Raw genomic sequence first — 17,984 nt, 5'->3', positions numbered from 1 at the left:
GCGGCAGGGTGATCATCCGGAACCGCTGCCAGGCTGAGGCGCCGTCGACCTTGGCCGCCTCGTACACTTCCGCGGGAATCATCTGCAGCCCGGCGAGAATCAACAGCGCCATGAACGGCGTGGTCTTCCAGACGTCCGCGATGATCACGGCCCACCTGGCCGGCCATTCGCTGCCGGTCCACAGGACGGTGGTGTTGAAGAGTTTGTTGCCGATGCCTTCGAAGGCGAAGATGAACAGCCACAGCTTGGCCGTCACGGCGGTGGGGATGGCCCACGGCACCAGGACAGCCGCGCGGACCAGGCTGCGGCCCCGGAAGGCCCGGGCCATGATGACGGCCATCCAGAAGCCGAGCACCGTCTCAAGGCCCACCGTCACGATGGTGAAGAAGAACGTGGTGCCGGTGGCGGACCAGAACTGCGCGCCCAGGGTTCCCGGCGGGCAGTCCACGGTCCCGCCGTCCGGAGCCGGGCATTGCTGGAAGATCCAGTTGTAGTAGTTGGAGAAGCCGGCCGGGCCACCCTCAACGAAGAGACCCGTCGCGGGGTCCAGACCGGCATCCTTTTGGAAGGACATCACAATGGCGGTGATGATCGGATACACGATCACTACCGACAATGCGAGGATGGTCGGGGCCAGGAGCCAGGAAGCCCACTTGCCCTGGCTGAGGATCTTGTTGTCCTCACCTACGCCCTTGGGGCCGTGATGGACGGGCGTACCGCCCGACGCCGGTGACTTGACCGGCGCCGGACCTAGTTCGGTTGCCATGATGAACCTACTGTCCCGCACCGGCGGACTCGATGGACTTCTGCATGTCAGACAGGGCCGCGTCTACAGTCTTCTCGCCCTTGATGGCCGAGTAGGCGTTCTCCTGGATGGCCTTGGTCACCGCCGGGTAGAACGGGGTCACGGGACGGGGAACGGCGTTCTCAATCGACGTCTTCAGCACCGGCAGGTACGGCAGCTTGGCCACAAGTTCCTTGTCCTCGTACAGCTTGGTGAGTACGGGGGCGAGGGAGCCTTGAGTGGCGAAGAACCTCTGGGATTCCTCGGAGGTGATGAACTTCAGGAAGTCAGCGGCGGTGGCCTTGTTCTTGGAATAGACGCTTACTCCGACGTTGTGGCCGCCCAGCGAGGACGCGCCGGGACCATCTGTGCCGGGGAGGGCGGTCATGCCGAGCTTGTCCGCGACCTTGGAGGAGCCTTCGGTGGTGGCCAGGTTGTAGAGGTAGGGCCAGTTGCGCAGGAACAGCAGCTTGCCGTCCTGGAAGGCCTGGCGTCCCTGTTCCTCCTGAAAGGTGATGGCTTCCGCGGGGATGTTGCCATCGGCGTAGGCCTTGGCGAGGTTCTCGAGGCCGGTCTTGGCCTCGGGGGTGTTCAGGCTCGGCTTGCCGTCTTTGTCCAGCACGGAACCGCCGGCGGAGTTGATGGCCTCAGACGCGTTGACCGTGAGCCCTTCGTACTTGCTGAACTGGCCCGCATAGCAGCCAATGTTGTTGGCCTTGGCGATGGAGCACATGCTCATCATCTCGTCCCAGGTCTTGGGCGGGGTGGGCACGAGGTCCTTGCGGTAGTACAGAATGCCGCCGTCGGAGGACTCCGGTGCCGCGTAGAGGGTGCCTTTGTAGGAGGCGCCCTCCACCGTTGATGGCAACATCCCGACGGCGTCGATTGCCATCTTGTCCTTGAGCGGCTGCAGCCAGCCCTTGGCCGCAAACTCTGCCGTCCAGACCAGGTCCACGGCCATTACGTCGTAGCCGGCGTTCTTGGCCTGGAAGTTCTGCACCAGGTCATCGTGCTGCTGGTCGGCCTGGTCCGTCTGCTCCTTGAACGTGACCTTCTCATTCGGGTGCGCCGCGTTCCACTTATCGATCAGCGGACGGACCACGTTGTTGTTGTCCTTGCCCTGGACGTAGGTGATGGGGCCGCGCCCGTCCAGGCCCTGGGAGGCGGCGTCGCCCCCACCGGCTGTAGTGCCGCTGCTTGTGGTTCCGCCGCAGGCGGACAAAACCAGCGCACCTGCCATCATCAGTGCCGCCGTGGCGGTCAGCTTTGCTTTCATGATTACTCCTTTGTAAATGAACCCGGGCGGGGACGCCGGCGGGTCGGTGGTGGTGAAAGGTCAGATAATCCAGGCAGTGGTGTCCGCCGGGAGGCTTCCGCCAGCCAATGGGCTGCTGGTTGCGACGACGGTGCCGGCCGGCAGCTCGACGGGCTCGTTGCCGAAGTTGGTTATCGACTGCCAGCCGTTGGGTCGGATGAAGTGCAGCACTGCATCATTGGATTGGTTGAGCCATTTGAGTTGTTCTTCGGTCTGAAGGCTGCCGCGGAGCCGCAAGGCCTCGCGGTAAAGCGAGAGCGTGGATTCGGGGTTGTTCTGCTGGGTTGCCACGGCGTAGGCGCTGAACCATTCCGGCTGCGGCAGGTGCGCCGTGGCTTCACCGAACCCGAACGCGATGCCTTCGGTGGTCCAGGGCAGCGGGACGCGGCAGCCGTCACGGCCGATGTCAACGCCTGGGTTGCGGAAGAACGCCGGATCCTGGCGGTCGGCATCAGATATTTCAATGACCTCATGCAGCCCCAGCTCCTCGCCCTGGTACAGGTAGGCAGATCCTGGCAGGGCAAGCATCAGCAGGGTAGCGGCCCGGGCCCTGCGGACACCTTGTTCACGGTCCAGAGCAGGCTCTTTACCGCCGGACAACAGCCACGCCTGGGCCGGGCCGTTGCGCCCGGGACCCTTGGGCAGCCCATAGCGGGTGGCATGCCGGACCACGTCGTGGTTGGAAAACACCCAGGTCGAGGACGCGCCGGTGATCTCGGATTCGGTCAGGTTGCGGGTGATGATCTCCCTGAACTGTCCGGCATCAAAGGCTGCCTGCAGGAGGTCGAAGTTGAACGCCTGTCCCAGGCCCTCGGGGCTGGCATAGCGGCCGCGTCGGTCGGCATGCACCCAGGCTTCGGCGACCGCCGTGCGCGGCGGGGTGTACTCGTTGAACAGGGCCCGCCATTCTGCATAGATCTCGTGGACTTCGTCCCGGTCCCAGAACGGGTGCGTACCGTCCACCGTCTCGTTCTCCGCCGCCAGATCGGCCTTGGCCGGCAGCGGCTCGGACAAATCCTTCACCAGGGCATGGGCAACATCGATGCGGAAACCGTCAACGCCGCGGTCCGACCAGAAACGCAAGGTCTTCAGGAAGTCCTCGCGCACCTCCGGGTTGTCCCAGTTGAAGTCCGGCTGCTCCTTCGCGAACAGATGCATGTACCACTGACCGGCAGTGCCATCCGGTTCGGTAATGCGTTCCCAGGCCGGGCCGCCGAAAAGGGATTCCCAGTCCGAGGGTGGCAACTCGCTCTCCGCGCCCTTGCCTTCACGGAAGATGTAGCGGTTCCGGGCGGCGGAGCCCCTGGATGCGGCGAGGGCCTCCTGGAACCAATCATGCCGGTCAGAGGAGTGGTTGGGCACGATGTCCACGATCAGCTTGATGCCCGCGGCGTGGAGCGCAACGGTCATCTCATCGAAGTCCGCCAGGCTGCCCAGCCTGGCGTCCACGTCGCGGTAATCGTCCACGTCGTAGCCGCCGTCTGCGAGAGCCGAAGGGTAGAAGGGGCTCAGCCAAACGGCGTCAATCCCGAGTGACTTCAGATACGGGACCTTGGCCGTGATGCCTTTGAGGTCGCCCAGGCCGTCACCGTTGGAATCAGAGAAGCTCCGCGGATAGATCTGGTACACGGCGGCCTGGCGCCACCAGTCTGCACCCAACACTTCATCGACGTCGGCATGCATGGTTGAGGTTTTGGTACTCAAGAGTGGGTTTTCCTGTTCTGCCGGGCATCATTGCCGGTCCGACTGGCTGGGATTATATCGACGCTTCGTCGATGCGGTTCATGAGCTGTGATCTACGTCTCTGCGCAAACGTTTGAGTTAAAGATAGACGCTTCGATCCGAAGGCGTCAAGCGTAAAAGCTTCGATTCCCGGCCTTCTGGCCTGCATGGCTCAACTGAACGCGCCGGTTTCGGCGCAAATTACGCAAACGTATGCGTTCAATCCGCTACTATTGAAGAATGACCAATGGGGATCGACATTCAGTGAACATGGTGGACGTAGCCAGGGAGGCGGGCGTCTCGGTGAGCGCGGTCTCGCGCGCCCTGGCCGGGGGCAAGGGCGTGTCCGAACGCACCCGCCTCAAGATCCAGCAACTGTCCGAACAACTCGGCTACGTCGTCTCACCCGAAGCCTCGAAACTCGCCGGCGGGCGAACCGGACGCGTTGGGCTAATCACTCCGACCATCAACGAGTGGTTCTATTCGGCTGTCATCGCCGGCGTAGCGGCAGAACTCACGGCCGCCGGTATCGATGTGCTCCTCTACCCTCTCGATAGCTCCGATGAGCGGCGCCGGTTTTTCGAGGAACTCCCGGCCCGGCGAAAAGTCGATGCCGTCATCAATATTGCCTTCCCCATCACCGAGGAGGAGTGGGAGCGTCTTGACGCGATGGGGGTTCACGCGGTTGTGGCGGGAACCATTACGCCCGGGCGTCCTTCGGTCGGGATCGATGAGGAGTTGGCGGCGCGAGATGCCGTCAATCATCTGCTGGGGCTGGGACATCGGCGGATCGCGATGATCAGCGCCGTTGACCCGGAAGGCAACCACTACTCGGCCGACGTTGGCCGCGAGCGGGGATACCGGAGTGCACTTGCGGCGGCAGGTATTGAAGCTGATGTGGAACTGGTGGTTCCCGTTCCATGGGGTATCGAGGGCGGTGCCCAAGGAATGGACAAAATTCTGACCTTGTCACGGCTGCCGACGGCGATATTCGCTTTCTCCGACGAAGTTGCCTACGGCGCTCTCCAAAGACTGCGGCGATCGGGCCTTCGCGTCCCCCAGGATATGTCAATCATCGGGATCGACGACCACCCGATGGCAGAAACGATGGACCTCACAACCGTCCATCAAACACCGTTTGAGCAAGGCGTACTCGCCGGCCGTCTCTCGCTAAGCCTGATCAAGGGGGAGTCACCCGACCAGCAAATCGTCTGCCCGGCAAACCTGGTTGTTCGACGCTCAACTTGCCCCCCTTCTGCTATTGAGATGGCTTTGCCGGCTTAGCTTGCCGAACTGCCCGATTCGGCCGCCCGCCGGCGCCAGCCGAATTCTCAGGGGTAAACGGGGTAAGAATTAGCGCCGGCGGTGAAAATCGCCGCCCATGTAGGTGGTCAGACCGCATTCACGGGTAGCCCGCCGGGGCCAGAGCCTGAGCGTGGCCGTCGCGGAGGCTTCGAATGCTCCTGCGCGGGACTGGCCATGTCGGGAATGGGGTCGGTGGGTCATATTCGCCCGGCCCGACGCACCCACCCGTGTCTGACGAGGATGCCCAAGAACCCGCCTGAACAGCAACGGCGACACCACAGACCCGGACCTCTGGGCCGAGAACACATTAACTTGATCGGCAGGGGGATGGATGGGCCACTGATTGGCAGAGTGAAGTGAATATAGCCGTCCCATTTGGGTTCGTACAGCAGGGAACCCGGCAAAGCGCCGACCTCCGGGATCCGCTCCACAGCCTTGGCCAAAGCCAAGGCAATAGGAGGATGCAGCCCAACAGGGATGCCCTTCGCCGATAACGCATGTTTCGTCACAAGGGGAAAACCCCTGTGATGTCCCCTTGGGAGCTGGAATCGTAGCAAGAAGAAGGTGTGGACAATGTCCACACTTTTTCGCTTCGGACTGGGTCGTACATTGGTCGGACTGGCTCGGATTGCCTTTGTTTTCCGGACTTCCCAGTGATTGCAAGGGCCGGAATGCAGTTCGAGTCCCACCTCGGGCACGTGTTTTCCCTGTTCAGGGGCTTGTGGGCCGCTGAATGTGTACACATCTCCTTTATGGGCCCTACGGGGCCCATTTTTGTTGGTGGCCGTTTCTGTGGCCGGGTGGCTCCTTCTCTTGATTTCCGGCAGCGGTGGTGCTGCCTACTCGTTCATGGCCCGGAGTGCCGCTAACTGCATGACTGGACGCTGGCTGGGGGAGATGTGCTGCCTTTGCTGGTTTGCATTTCTTGATGTCATGACTGTTCATGGCGCCGCTGCCAGTTGAGTGCATGGCTTGGTGCGACTTGTTGACGGTCAGGCGGCTCGCGCTTCCTTGAGCGTGGGGCGTGCCCGGTCGGCACGGGCGAGTCCCTGGTCGGTGGACGTCTTCTCCGATGACAGTCCAAGAGCAACGAGGGCATTCTTCCGGGCGGTAAGGTCTTGGTCGTTCGTGGATACGCGGACGCATCCGATGACGAGCCCGGTCATAGTTTTGGATGTACCGTAGCACCCCGTCACCGGGCATTCTTGCGGGCGGGTCATACGTGAATCGACCGGCCCCGCAAACGCGGCGATCGTGATCCGGAAATTTGGGTGATGCTTGCTCCGGTGGGGGACCGGCTTACGGGCCACCTCCACAGGCCCTGAAAACAGGAGCCGCTGCATTGGGCGCATGGATCACTCAGAGTTGGAGTTGCGCCCCATGAACCGCGCGGATGCGGACATGTTGGCGATATGGGCCGAGGACGAACTCTTTTTGTCAGCACGCCGGCTGGACGACGAGGTCCTCGGCGGCCGTACGCGACTTTCTGGGTGCGACAGGTGGAAACGCCTCCCGCTGACCTGATCCGGCTCGCTGTAACGAGTGCTGAAGACGGCCTCCTGGGATACGTAGATCTTCATGGTGCAAAACCACTGGAACGAGAACTTGGCTTCCTGATAGGACCATCGCCGCGATGAGGGCGTGGCTTAGGGGGTCGAGTCGCCAAAGCCGGCCTCGTCTACGGCTTTGAAGAACTTTCGCTTGGTTCCATTTGGGCAGAAGCGCTCATCGCTAATGCTGCATCGGTTCGGATCTTGCGCTCCCTTGGCATGCGGGAGACGGGCCGAGGATCTGCCGAGACCTTTCCGTAGCCCGTTTTGCCACGCGCACGGGACCACCTGTGTGGCCAGTCATGGGACCACCCCCTACGTTTCAGGGTTTGGTGAGGCCTGCGGCTCATAGCAACTTCGTCTAATTCGTGGGGGAAGAATCAGGAACATCACCAATGTCCATATCCGCGATTTCCCCGGTGCGGGAAGTCCATGAGTAATTCTGGCCCCCGCTCCGGCGGCCCGACCCCTCGCAGATCGTTCACCCCGGCACAAAAGCTGGCCATCTGGAGGCCTATCAGCGGGCCTGGCCGGAGGGTCGAATCGAGCCGGCGGTATCGTGGTGGACAGCTTGGCGGCAGACTTAGCGGGAGAGCCATCCCCCGTCGACGTTAATGACGGTTCCCGATAGATAGGTGGAGGCCGCGGACGCGAGGTAAACCGCGGCGCCGCCGATTTCGTCGGGTTGTCCCCAGCGGCCTATAGGCATGCGGCTGCGCATGGCTTGGTATCTTGCGGGGTCTTCGCGGTGGGCTGCGGTGAGCTCCGTTTCCATGTATCCGGGCGCTATACCGTTGACTCTGATTCCATGGGGGGCCCACTCGTTGGCGAGGGCACGGGTCACTCCCAGGAGTCCGTGTTTGGATGCCGCGTAGGAGGGTACTTCGACGCCTCCTTGGAAGGCATTGATGGAGAGGATGTTGATGATGCTGCCAGGCCGGTCCTCGTCGATCAGGGAGCGGGTGAACGCTTGGGAGAGCACGAAAGGTGTAGTCAGGTTCAAACCGATCACGGATTCCCAGTCTTCGAGGGTTGTCGTGAGCGCAGGTCCGCGCCGGATCAGCCCGGCGTTGTTGACGAGAATGTCGGGCCCTCTTCCGGTTTCCTTGGCCCAGGTGATGATTTCGGCGGCCTGGTCCTGCGAGAGATTGGCCAGGTTTTGCGACCGGATCCGGCACTTGACGCCCTGCGCTTCCAGTTCGTCCTTGAAGTCGTTCAGAGGCGAGAGGTCCAGCGCTATGACTTCTGCTCCGGAAAGTCCCAGGGCAGTGGCGACCGCACGGCCCAGTCCTCTGCCGGCGCCCGTGACGAGTGCGGTTTTGTTGTGTAGGGAGAAGGGGTTCGTCGCGAGTGGCTGTCCGGCCGCAAGGGTTGCGGTGTTTCCCGTTGCTGAACCGGTTCCGGCGGGCTTCATTTCGTGGTCTCCGGTTCGAGTACGCGGTCGTGCCGCAGTGATGATTTGGCGGTTTCCTTTGCCACAAGTGCTGCAATAAAGGTGATCGTTGCCGCTATACCGAGGTAGATGCTGACACCGAGGGTGTTTCTCTGGTCCACGCTGCCGAGAATGGCGATGGAGATGAGGGGTGCCAGGCCGCCGGCGAAAACCGAAGCCAGCTGGTAGCCGAGGGAGGCGCCGCTGTAGCGGACGCTGGTGCCGAACAGTTCAGAGAAGAACGCTGCCTGGGGAGCGTACATGAACGTGGTGCAGACGAGGCCGACGACGATGGCAAGGATAATAAGTCCGTCGTTACGGGTGTCGATGAGCGGGAAAAAGACGAAGCCCCAAATACCCGTGCCTGCCGCTCCGGCCAGGTAAAGGGGCCGGCGGCCCACGCGGTCGGAGAAGGATCCGATGATCGGAGTAAGCACGAACTGGGCCACCGAGCCGATCAGCACGCCGGCGATAGCAACGTCCTTGCGCATTCCCAGATACGTGACCATGTAGGTGATGACGACAATGCTGAAAATGTAGTAGGCGATGTTTTCGGCCAAACGCATGCCCATGGCAATGGCAACCTCACGAGGGTATTTGCGCAGGACCTCGAAGATCGGGGCCTTGGACTTCTCGCGCATGGATGCGGCCTTCTTGGCTTCGGCAAAGACGGGCGACTCCTCGATACTCAGGCGAACCCAGAGCCCGACAAGCACCAGCAGGGCGCTCAGGAGGAAGGGGACGCGCCAGCCCCACGCCAAGAAATCGCTGTCTGACTGCACTGCGGCCAGCACCCACAGCACGACTGCGGCCATCAGGTTGCCCAGCGGTACGCCGGCCTGGACCCAGGAGGACCAGAATCCGCGGTGCCGGTCGTCTCCGTGTTCGGCCGCCATGAGAACAGCGCCGCCCCATTCACCGCCCACTGCGAAGCCTTGGAGCAACCGGCAGAAGACGAGAAGCATTGGAGCGGCAACTCCGATCATGGCGTAGGTGGGCAGCAGGCCGATGGCGAAAGTGGCCGCCCCCATGAGCACCAGGCTGATGACGAGCATCTTCTTGCGGCTTACACGATCTCCGAAGTGACCGAAGATGATGCCGCCCAGGGGCCGGGCGACGAAGCCGACAGCATAGGTGCCGAAGGCCAGCAGCACTCCGGTTGCCGGGTCCTGGCTGGGAAAAAATACCGCTCCGAAGACCAGCGCTGCGGCTGATCCGTAGAGGAAGAAGTCATACCATTCGATGGCCGTGCCGATAAGGCTGGCAAATACGACCTTGCGGATGGGTGTCCGTGCGGCGGTGACGGACGTCTGGGTGTGTGCGTTAACCATGGGGGTCTCCGTTGGATGTGTCACGATGCTTGATGATGGCGTCTGGTTTGGGGTCAGCGTTGACCTGCAGGCGCTTTAGGGAAGGAGCACGACCTTGACTGCTTCGGCGTCGGCCGCGGCTTGGAGTGCGCGAGTGCCTTCGGTCAGCGGGAATGTGGTCACCAGTGACGCCCACATGTCAGGCGCTGCCTCCAGCGCTGCCAGCGCGTTGCGGTAGTCGAGGGCGACTGAGCCGTAGCTCCCGATGAGTTGGATCTCGTTTCTGGCCAGCACATTGACGTCTACGGCCGGGATCGACGGGAACAGGCCGGCGACGACGATGGTTCCGCCCGGGCCGATATTTGCCACCGCAGATGACAATGCCTGGGCCGCGCCCGATGCTTCCAGCCACCCGTGCAGCCCTGCCGGGGTCACGTCCTCTGCCTGGATGGTTTCCAGACCAAGTAGCCGGGCCAGGGGCAGGCGATGCTCTTCGTCGCGTGCTGCGCCGAGGAGCGTAACCCGATGCCCGCGCTGGTTAAGGAGCAACGCGGCCATGAGGCCGATCGGCCCGGGACCGCTGACGATGACACGGGCCTGGGCCGGTATCGATTGCTCCAGGCGTATCACCGCGCGCAGGGCCACGGACAGCGGCTCCGTGAGGGCGAGAACCGCAGCGGGCAGCTCATTGTTCACCGGCACGGCGCGGTATTCAGGGATGGAGAAGAGATCTGCGGCGGCTCCGTCAAAGGAGAGCCCCAGCACGGTTCGGTCCAGGCAAAGTTGACGAGTACCTCGACGGCACAGATCGCAGGATCCGCAGCCATCGATGGCAATGGGCACAATGCGTTGACCGATCCATTGGCTGTCCGTTCCCGCTCCGGTACCTACAACGACGCCGACCGCTTCATGACCCAGTGTCACCGGGCAATGGACCCATTCGTAACCCGTGTCCTGACGCCATGCATGCACATCGCTGCCGCAGAGGCCGCAGGCCAGTGTCTGGACCAGGAGCTCACCGGGAGCCGGGTCGGGCTTGGGATGCTCCTGCACCCGCACGTCTTTCGGTGAGGTGCTTTGTTTTCTAAGGGCTTTCACGGTCAGCCCTGTACGAATTTGTTCATCGGTTCTTCTCCTTCGAAGTTCCGCAGTCAGTGGTAGCGGCTGGTCCGTCGGCGCCCGACAGCGCCGGGGCAGGTTGACAGCCTCATTGGTGTATCCGGATGCCGCCCGGCGCCGCTCCTGGCTGCAGTGGTCGCAGGAGCAGCACCGGACTCGGCCCCGGGTTGCGGCCGGTCAGTGTCGACTCCGGGGAATCGCGGTCCGGCCCCGAAGGGAGAGGAGGCCTCTTAGCGGATGAATTGATCGACGTAGTCGGCGCCAAGGCCTACTGCTTCGTAATGTGCCCTCGCCAGGGCAATCTTGGTGAAGACATCCTCAATGCCCGTCGGGTTGCCGTCGGGATCCACGTAGATGTAGGTGCCGGTGACGTGGAACAGCGTGGCCATTTCCTCCACCCCGTCAGGGACGACGAGCGTGTGGATATCGCCCGGTGTTTCGAAGGCGTACGTGCCTTCTTCGGCCCACCACTCGTGCTCCAGGTAGTGCCAGCGGCCCTTAAGGGTGACCGCGTGAACCGGCCCGGCGTGCCTGTGCCGGGAAAGGATCCCGGATTTGCGCACGCGCAGGATGTTCACGAAATATCCCTGGCTCGCCGACAGAATCAGCGGGCGGAAGGACACGTCCTTGGACTGGGGCACCCACAGGCGCTCGTCCGCGTCCAGGTCGAGAGCGCCGGGCACGATGACGTCATCGATGATGCCATAGGGCTGCTCGCCGCGGTAAGGAACGGCAGCCTCATCCATGGTTGCTTCAGCAGCATTCGCAGTCATTCTTCTCCTTCGAAGTTTAGGAACCGATGTGGATGTCACATCACTTGCGGAACTGAATCGATTAAGTTCGAACGTGGCCAAAACCAGGGTTCCTGAATCGATTAAGTTAAGTATTCATGCCGTCGGCCCGGTGCGCAAGAGCTTTGGAGGATTTTTTGTTGTCCGGGTCACATTCGGGGGTGGCTTAGCCCGTTGTCTCCCTGACTTGAAGGACGTGGGGGAGCACTATGCGCTCGCGGGGCCCGTCATATCCCTGGATTCTGCGGAGCAGCAGTTCGAAGCCGCGCCGTCCCATCATTTCGCGGGGAACCGTCACTGTGGTCAGCTGCAGCGGGCCGGCGCTGGAGAAGCTCATGTCGTCGAATCCGGCGACCGCCAAATCCTCCGGCACCCGGAGCCCCCGTTCCCGGCAGACGTCGAGGACGCCCACCGCGATCATGTCGTTGCCGCACAACACGGCCTCAACCTGCTGCCCGGCGCTCAAGAGCGTCCGGGCCCGGGCGGCCCCGGATTCCCGGGTCAGCGCACCCCAGAGCCCGTCCTCGTTCACAATGGTCGCGCCCTCCATTGCCAGGCCTTCCCGGAAGCCCCGCTCACGGTCTCGGGAAACACTGGACGCGCCGGCGCCGCCGAGCACCGCGACCCTTTTTCGACCTGTCCCCGCCACATGTTGTGCCAGCTCCCGGGCCGCAGCCAGATTGTCGACTACCACCGAATCGGCAGCAGCTCCCTCGAGCACTCGGTGCAACTGTACGAAGGGAACACCGCGTCGGGTGAGGCTTTCAAGCAAGTCGCGGTCCTGATCGGCTACAGAAGTGAAGAGCAGGCCGGCCGAATTCCGGTCAAGCTGTGCCATTGCCGCTTCGGTCTGTCGCTCCCCATTAATGCCGACGTTGGAGACGAATACCTCGAAGCCCTCCAGAGTGGCCGCGGCGATCACTCCGCTGGCAAGATCAGGGTAAAACGGGTTTGCTATGTCGGCGAAAAGCAGGCCGACGGCATCTGTCCGCCCCCGGCGCAATTGCTGGGCTACCTTGTTGGGCCGGTACCCCAGGTCTTCCGCAGCAGTGAGGACACGATCACGTAAATCCTCACTAACCCCGGGCCGCCCGCTCATTGCATAGGACACTGCCGCGGATGAAACACCCACCCGCTGTGCAACGTCGCGGATGGTGACTCGCACACTCTTATCTGGGCCTGAACGCTCTTCCGTCACCATAAACGACAGCTTATCCGTTTAAGAAGATTCGAGCGTCGCGCTTTCTCCTTCGGCCGCGCTTAGCCATTTAGCCGTCTCTCATGAGGTGAGCGCCGATGCAGCTTTCCTCTCCACGGAAGCCGGCCACCTGCTAGCCCGTTGCCGAGTTAGGACTCCGCGTACAGCAACTCGTCGGCTGCCATCTCATCAAAGAATCCCCCTGCGGCAAGCCCTGGGCGCGGACCTCCTGGGCGACCGGTGGGCCCACAAACTCAGCCGCACCCTGGCGGCGGCGAGCACTCACTCGAGGAAGACGGCGGACTCTCGTGTCGCTGGCGGACGTGTTTCGTTTAATCCAAAGGACCTCTGCCGGCTCGCGGAAGTGGGGCTGGAGGTAACCGCTAGGACTTACTTTCGGGCTTCCTCCGACCCTCCGGATGGAAGCAGCAGGGGCTGGAAGGCCAGTAGTTGGTCGATCTCGGAGGCGTGGACATCGTGCTGCTATCCATTCCTGCATGGGCAGGTGGGGCCCGTCGTCGCTCACGACGTCGAACACGTCAGCCCGACCCTTTATTGGATCGGGCTGACGATCTGGGGTTGCTCATCTTGCAGGGCGCCTCAACGGCGCCCGGTTGATGTCCCTACCGGGCGGGCAGCGCCTCGAGCAGGAACCGGGCCGCGTCGTCGAGAGCCTTGCGCCCCTCGGGGAGCCGGTCTTGGTGCATGTGCCAGACGTGGAACATCTCGGGCCAGACGTCCAGGCTCACTCGCACGCGATTCTCGGCCAGGTGCCCGGCGAGCCGGACTGCGTCGCTGAGCATGAGTTCGTTCTCCCCGATTGTGACCAGGATCGGGGGCAGTCCGCGGACGTCGGCGAAGACCGGGGATGCGTCCGGGTCATTCGGCAGTGCCCCGCCTAGGAAGCTGCGTGCCAGCAGGTCCAGGACGGCCTTGCTGTTCAGCGGGTCGAGGCCTTCCCGGTTGGTCATCGACGCGCCTGTGTGCTCCAGGTTCGCCCAGGGTGACAGGGCAACCCCGGCTGCCGGCAGCGGCAACCCCAGATTGCGAGCCTTGATCATCACCGTGACTGTCATGGCGCCGCCGGCCGAATCACCTGCGACCATCAGACGCTTCGGGTCCTGACCCTGCTCCAGCAGCCAACGGTATGCGTCGACGGTGTCGTTGATCGGCGTGGGGAAGGGGTGTTCCGGAGCCAGCCGGTAGTGCGGCAGGAACACCCGGGCGTTTAGTCGGACTGCAAAGTTTCCGGCGAGGCCGTGGTAGCCCGCGGGGCTGCCGACGATGTAAGCACCGCCGTGGATGTAGAAAAGGGCCCGGTTGTCCTCCACGGTCTCGGGCGTCACCACGATCCCTGGGGTCCCTCCCATGTCCACCTCTTCGATGGTGACCCCTTCCGGGGTGGGATGGGCGGCCAGCATCTCGTCGTATGCGGTGCGCAGTTCATCGAGGGTCGTGTCCGACGGTTCTCCGCGGAGCAGTGGGGGAAGGGCGGCCAGGCTGGAGCTCCAGTTGTGAACAGCGGTGGAAACTTCTGTGGTGATAGGCATGTTCGTTCCTTTCGAGGGGGTTGGTTTAAGTTCTAGCACGTTCATCGGTAAATTGCGATATAACGATTTTGAGGTAGCCTTATGGAGTGCCTACAGATGAGAACCCCGGAACCCAGCTCCAGCAGGATGAGCTGCTTGCAGCACTGCGCGCGCTCTCCAACCCACACCGCCTGGCGATCCTGCAGTGGCTCCGCGACCCCGTGAAGAATTTCGAAGAACAGAAAGTCGACGCCACACGCTACGGGGTGTGCGTCTCAAGCATCCGGAAGCGTTGCGAGGTCTCCCAGTCCACCGCCTCGCAGTTCATGGCTACCCTCGCAGACGCCGACCTCGTGCAGACCACCCGCATTGGACAGTGGACGTACTTCGCCCGCAACGAGGCGGCCATCGACCGGTTCCGGTCCTCCGTGGCCACGTCCCTCTAAGCCTTCCCAACCTCCTGTCGCGGGAAAAGTGAGTGAAGGCATAAGCTTGCCCGGCATCCCAGCCCAGGAATCCGGCATCGCGTCAGCGCAACTGAACTCCGCCCAGCAGATCGGCGACGCCCTTGGCGTTGCAGTGCTCACCACAATCTCCGTAAGCATCACCGAATACAGGCTCCCCGACGCACTGACAGCGCTGTACACCTCACGCGCCTCTAGAGACGCTGCAGCAAACGCAACAGCCAGCGCTGCACTCACGAGTGGCTACACGACGGCGCTTTTCATCGCGGCCATCCTTCTCGCGGCATCGGCGCTTATCACCGCGCTGATCATCAACGCCGGCCGCCAAAAGGAAACCACCCAAGCGGCCACTCCCTAGGCAAGCCCTAAAAGCAAACAGCCAGCTACGCAAACCTCCACCGGCGGGATGCGCAAGGAATAGGGCACGGCAGGGATCGGTATCACAAACGATCGATTACTGAGACCGTCGGGCGGTTTTCAGGGCGGGTCAGGACTGTCGAGGTAATGAGACGCGGCAAATTGTCCTCGCGGGAACGTTGCGGGTCTCCTTCCGCCGACGTAGCCTCGGCCAGGTGAACGGCGAAGGAAAGCCCATGTCGGCGTCGAACGGCCGAGCGAAGAGAAACAGGGGCGCGGCTTTCCTGCCGATCGGATCGTTTTCGTTGCCGTTGCGATCGCAATGATATTTCTGGGAACCACGGCCTGGATGGCGTTCTTCACGATGGGCATCACGTTCCTCATCCTCGGGATGCAGAAGCCCGCAGACAACGATGAGCGTCCACCCAGCGAGTCTTCACGAGGCTGACCGCGACCGCATCATCGCGCTGAATACTTTTGTGTCCCTGTTTCTGGGGAAGGGACGGGGTCAGGCGGCCCGTGAACGCCGCCTCGGACCGCAGGCTCCCGGCACATAAGAAAGCCCCTCGACGGAGGGGCTTTCGCGGATGAAGCAGTGGGTTGGTGGTGTTGGTCAGCGGTGATGTGCGCCCCCTTCCCGGACTTCGTGTCCGTCTGACTGCATTCGATACCGAAAGACTTTATTAGCTGATCCGCGGATCGTCCAGCCGCAATGCGGCGTGTCATCCCGCACACGGGATCGCCGCCCAGCTTCGGTGCCCCCGGGCAGGAACCCTGCGCACCGGTGGTTCCGCAGCGGCCAGTGCCTGCCCAACGGTTCTTCGGGCGACCCGGTACTCCCGGACAAGGCAGCGGATGGATAAGCCCTTAACCCTGGCATCCCGGCGGATCCTCGAGAATAGCTCCACTCTCGACTCCATCACTGCCTTCCACCGTTGGGAAAAACTCTGATGGAACCAACCGTGGGGCGGGCGCAACTCAAACTGCGATTCATCAACGGGCGAGCCGCGAAGTGGGCCCAACTCAGACTGCAGAACCGGTCCCCACTCAAACTGCCATAATCAGCGCCGTCAAGGCAGCCCGGCTGTGGCCGACCCGGGAAAAGAGAGGGTGTGCACAATGTGCATACCCTGGGCTTCGGATCGGGTCGTACCGGTTCCGGACTGGGCCGGATTGGCGATGGTTGCGGGGGAGTGGCGGAAATTCAAGGGCTGGAACCCGGTTCGAGTCCCACCTCGGGCACGTGTTTTCCCTGTTCAGGGGCTTGTGGTCCTCTGAATGTGTACAAATCTCCTTTTATGGGCCCCTGCGGGGGCCCATTTTTGTTGTTGGCTGTTGCTTTCTGCCGGCTCCTCTCTTGGCTTGGACAGCGGTGTTGCTGCTCACTCCTGCATGGCCGGGAGCGCCTGGAACTGCATGACCTGGGATCAGATCCTTAGGGTTATCCCTGTTGGCAGCCGGAACCCCTGGCAAACTGTCGCTGTCCTCGACGATGTTCTCCAGCATGGGGCAGGACTGGACGAACCGATCGGGTTTGGTGACGGCCGGGGTGCCGCCTGCACAGCCGCCTGGGCTTAGTTCAGTCCCAGCCGATCCTTGTTCCTGCCGGTCACGCCGTGGTCACCATTGATCAGCTCCTTGGGGGACGCCCAGGCCTAAGCGCCTTGCGCGGCGCTGCCAGGTCCTGTTCGTTGGTGCAGACCCGGACGCAGCCATGATCTGTGCGGGCGGTGCAACCGTCGCGATTGTTCAACCTGAGCGGCACAGTTTTGCAGGCGGGGTATACGCGAATCCAGGATTCCACTAGCTGTATCGGATTTCTCGCAGCGCCAGTGCGGGCAGATGGTGTCGCGGTGGGGGACCGGCTTACGGGACGGGCCGGAAGAGGCGCCCGTAGTGCGTCGATGGATCCGCGCCCCTCCTGTTCTTGGGATTGCATCGTCCACCCGACGTAAGAATGTATTCGACCGCCGGTGATTATCAACTGCCGAAAAATTAGCCCACGTAGGCTATGCATTAGGAAAACAAAAAATGGGGGAACATCATGAATCAGCCGATAGACGCGGACGAGAAGGAACGGATCGCTTCTTGGAACAAACGGTGCGCGAAAGTCTGGTTCAAGTACCTTGCTTTCGTCGTTCTAACCTTTGCTCTTCTGCTAGCGCCCTTCATCCAGGTTTTCCACTACTTCCTGGACGTGACCGTCCCCTTGGTTTCAGGTGAACTGATTTATGGGCAGCCCGGCTACCAGGAATACCAGACCGCGAAGGACTGGTATCTAATTATCCTGGCCGTCCTGCTTGTCCTCTTCAGCGTCGTCTACTACCTCGGCCATCGTTGGTACAAGAGGGCAATTCGCGCTCTTGGCACACCACCGAGCGGAATGTTCAACCGATGGAACCGCTGGGTAGTGGGCTCAGCGCAAGAATCCTAAAAAGCGCAAAGCCGGCGGTACGGAAGTTTGTTCAAGAAATCCTTCGTCAGACGACAAAGCGTCCTATGGGCCACCGGCTTACGGGCATCAGTGAGGGCGGACTGAGGCAACCGCACATGACGTTGCGACGAACATCGCCGGGCGGACGGAGGGCGGGTCCGGTGAAAGAAGCCCGTCGGTAGGATCGACCTATGACCCGTAAGCCCTGGATGACTCTTAGTCCGCCTGCCCATATAGTCGAGCGTTTCTTCGCAAAGCACGGACGGGCTGGCTTGGTGCTACCTGACGGTTGGTACGGGAGGCCTTTCGATTCCCTCTTCGCTCTCACCTCCGCCGTGGATCTTCCGGATGGGCTCAAAATCGAGATTGAAGGTGGAAGGGAACTGATTTGTGAAGGCAACGTGACCATCGTCAAGACGGAGTTCGAGAAATATCCGGCTTTGAGGATTGAGGGGTTCAAGTCGGGGAACCCCCACGATGGCGTCGTAGATCGGCAGACCTATGGCGAGTCAGGTGCGGTCGTCTTAGTTTCCTAGGTGGGGCAGTCACCTCTGGCGCTTGGCGGGGCAGATCAACACCCTCAGCTCGAAGGGCGCGGGTTTCAGTGACTGCGCCCCGGATCAGAGGAGCGAAGATGGCCACCAGGACGGCGGTATATGTAATGGACCGCCACG

Annotated in this window: 15 protein-coding genes and 1 pseudogene; 6 read left to right on the top strand and 10 right to left on the bottom strand. The window is 62.2% G+C overall.

Annotated elements, in window-relative coordinates; genetic code table 11:
• The 3 genes from AC1D0A_RS20255 to AC1D0A_RS20245 all read right to left on the bottom strand — a co-directional run.
• Positions 1–766: carbohydrate ABC transporter permease (locus AC1D0A_RS20255; protein ID WP_476946649.1), on the bottom strand; the 766-nt coding region annotated here is incomplete at its 3' end.
• 7 nt (positions 767–773) lie between these two features.
• A complete protein-coding gene (locus AC1D0A_RS20250; protein WP_476946648.1) occupies positions 774–2,060 on the bottom strand; it encodes an ABC transporter substrate-binding protein in 1,287 nt (428 codons plus the stop codon).
• A gap of 60 nt (positions 2,061–2,120) precedes the next feature.
• Positions 2,121–3,782 (bottom strand): glycoside hydrolase family 13 protein, encoded by a 1,662-nt coding sequence (locus AC1D0A_RS20245; protein WP_476946651.1) that lies wholly within the window; start codon positions 3,780–3,782, stop codon positions 2,121–2,123.
• 279 nt (positions 3,783–4,061) lie between these two features.
• Between AC1D0A_RS20245 and AC1D0A_RS20240 the strand changes: the two genes are divergently transcribed.
• Complete coding sequence (locus AC1D0A_RS20240) at positions 4,062–5,105, top strand: LacI family DNA-binding transcriptional regulator (protein WP_476946647.1); 1,044 nt, start codon at positions 4,062–4,064, stop codon at positions 5,103–5,105.
• A 1,013-nt stretch (positions 5,106–6,118) separates the two neighbouring features.
• Here the strand turns inward: AC1D0A_RS20240 and AC1D0A_RS20235 are convergent.
• Complete coding sequence (locus tag AC1D0A_RS20235) at positions 6,119–6,292, bottom strand: recombinase family protein (protein ID WP_243178542.1); 174 nt, start codon at positions 6,290–6,292, stop codon at positions 6,119–6,121.
• 483 nt (positions 6,293–6,775) lie between these two features.
• Here AC1D0A_RS20235 and AC1D0A_RS20230 point away from each other — a divergent pair.
• Positions 6,776–6,937: pseudogene (locus tag AC1D0A_RS20230) on the top strand (GNAT family N-acetyltransferase); the annotation flags it as partial.
• Between the two features lie 322 nt (positions 6,938–7,259).
• Here AC1D0A_RS20230 and AC1D0A_RS20225 read toward each other — a convergent pair.
• The 6 genes from AC1D0A_RS20225 to AC1D0A_RS20200 form a co-directional block, all read right to left on the bottom strand.
• Positions 7,260–8,090, bottom strand: a complete 831-nt coding sequence (locus AC1D0A_RS20225) for an SDR family NAD(P)-dependent oxidoreductase (protein ID WP_476946646.1) — start codon at positions 8,088–8,090, stop codon at positions 7,260–7,262.
• The gene (locus AC1D0A_RS20220) at positions 8,087–9,439 is read right to left on the bottom strand and encodes an MFS transporter (protein WP_243178536.1); all 1,353 of its coding nucleotides are present in this window, start codon (positions 9,437–9,439) and stop codon (positions 8,087–8,089) included. The genes AC1D0A_RS20225 and AC1D0A_RS20220 overlap by 4 nt, the downstream gene beginning before the upstream one ends.
• Positions 9,440–9,514: 75 nt before the next feature.
• Positions 9,515–10,471, bottom strand: a complete 957-nt coding sequence (locus AC1D0A_RS20215) for an alcohol dehydrogenase catalytic domain-containing protein (protein WP_243178532.1) — start codon at positions 10,469–10,471, stop codon at positions 9,515–9,517.
• Between the two features lie 296 nt (positions 10,472–10,767).
• Positions 10,768–11,310, bottom strand: coding sequence for a 2,4'-dihydroxyacetophenone dioxygenase family protein (locus tag AC1D0A_RS20210; RefSeq protein ID WP_243178529.1), 543 nt, complete (start codon positions 11,308–11,310; stop codon positions 10,768–10,770).
• A gap of 184 nt (positions 11,311–11,494) precedes the next feature.
• Positions 11,495–12,427, bottom strand: a complete 933-nt coding sequence (locus AC1D0A_RS20205) for a LacI family DNA-binding transcriptional regulator (RefSeq protein ID WP_476946650.1) — start codon at positions 12,425–12,427, stop codon at positions 11,495–11,497.
• A 722-nt stretch (positions 12,428–13,149) separates the two neighbouring features.
• Complete coding sequence (locus AC1D0A_RS20200) at positions 13,150–14,076, bottom strand: alpha/beta hydrolase (protein ID WP_476946645.1); 927 nt, start codon at positions 14,074–14,076, stop codon at positions 13,150–13,152.
• Between the two features lie 86 nt (positions 14,077–14,162).
• Between AC1D0A_RS20200 and AC1D0A_RS20195 the strand changes: the two genes are divergently transcribed.
• From AC1D0A_RS20195 to AC1D0A_RS20180, 4 genes are all read left to right on the top strand, one after another.
• Positions 14,163–14,501, top strand: a complete 339-nt coding sequence (locus tag AC1D0A_RS20195; protein WP_186329212.1) for an ArsR/SmtB family transcription factor — start codon at positions 14,163–14,165, stop codon at positions 14,499–14,501.
• Positions 14,502–14,547: 46 nt separating this feature from the next.
• On the top strand, positions 14,548–14,877 hold the full coding sequence (locus AC1D0A_RS20190; RefSeq protein WP_476946644.1) for a hypothetical protein: 330 nt from the start codon (positions 14,548–14,550) through the stop codon (positions 14,875–14,877).
• 2,043 nt (positions 14,878–16,920) lie between these two features.
• Entirely contained in the window at positions 16,921–17,310 is a 390-nt protein-coding gene (locus AC1D0A_RS20185) for a hypothetical protein (protein WP_243178515.1), read from the top strand.
• A 191-nt stretch (positions 17,311–17,501) separates the two neighbouring features.
• Entirely contained in the window at positions 17,502–17,846 is a 345-nt protein-coding gene (locus AC1D0A_RS20180; RefSeq protein ID WP_459384481.1) for a hypothetical protein, read from the top strand.
• The last annotated feature ends 138 nt before the right edge of the window (positions 17,847–17,984 follow it).

Source organism: Arthrobacter sp. P1_D4 (assembly GCF_056406115.1).
This window is presented reverse-complemented; position numbering and strand designations above follow the sequence as displayed.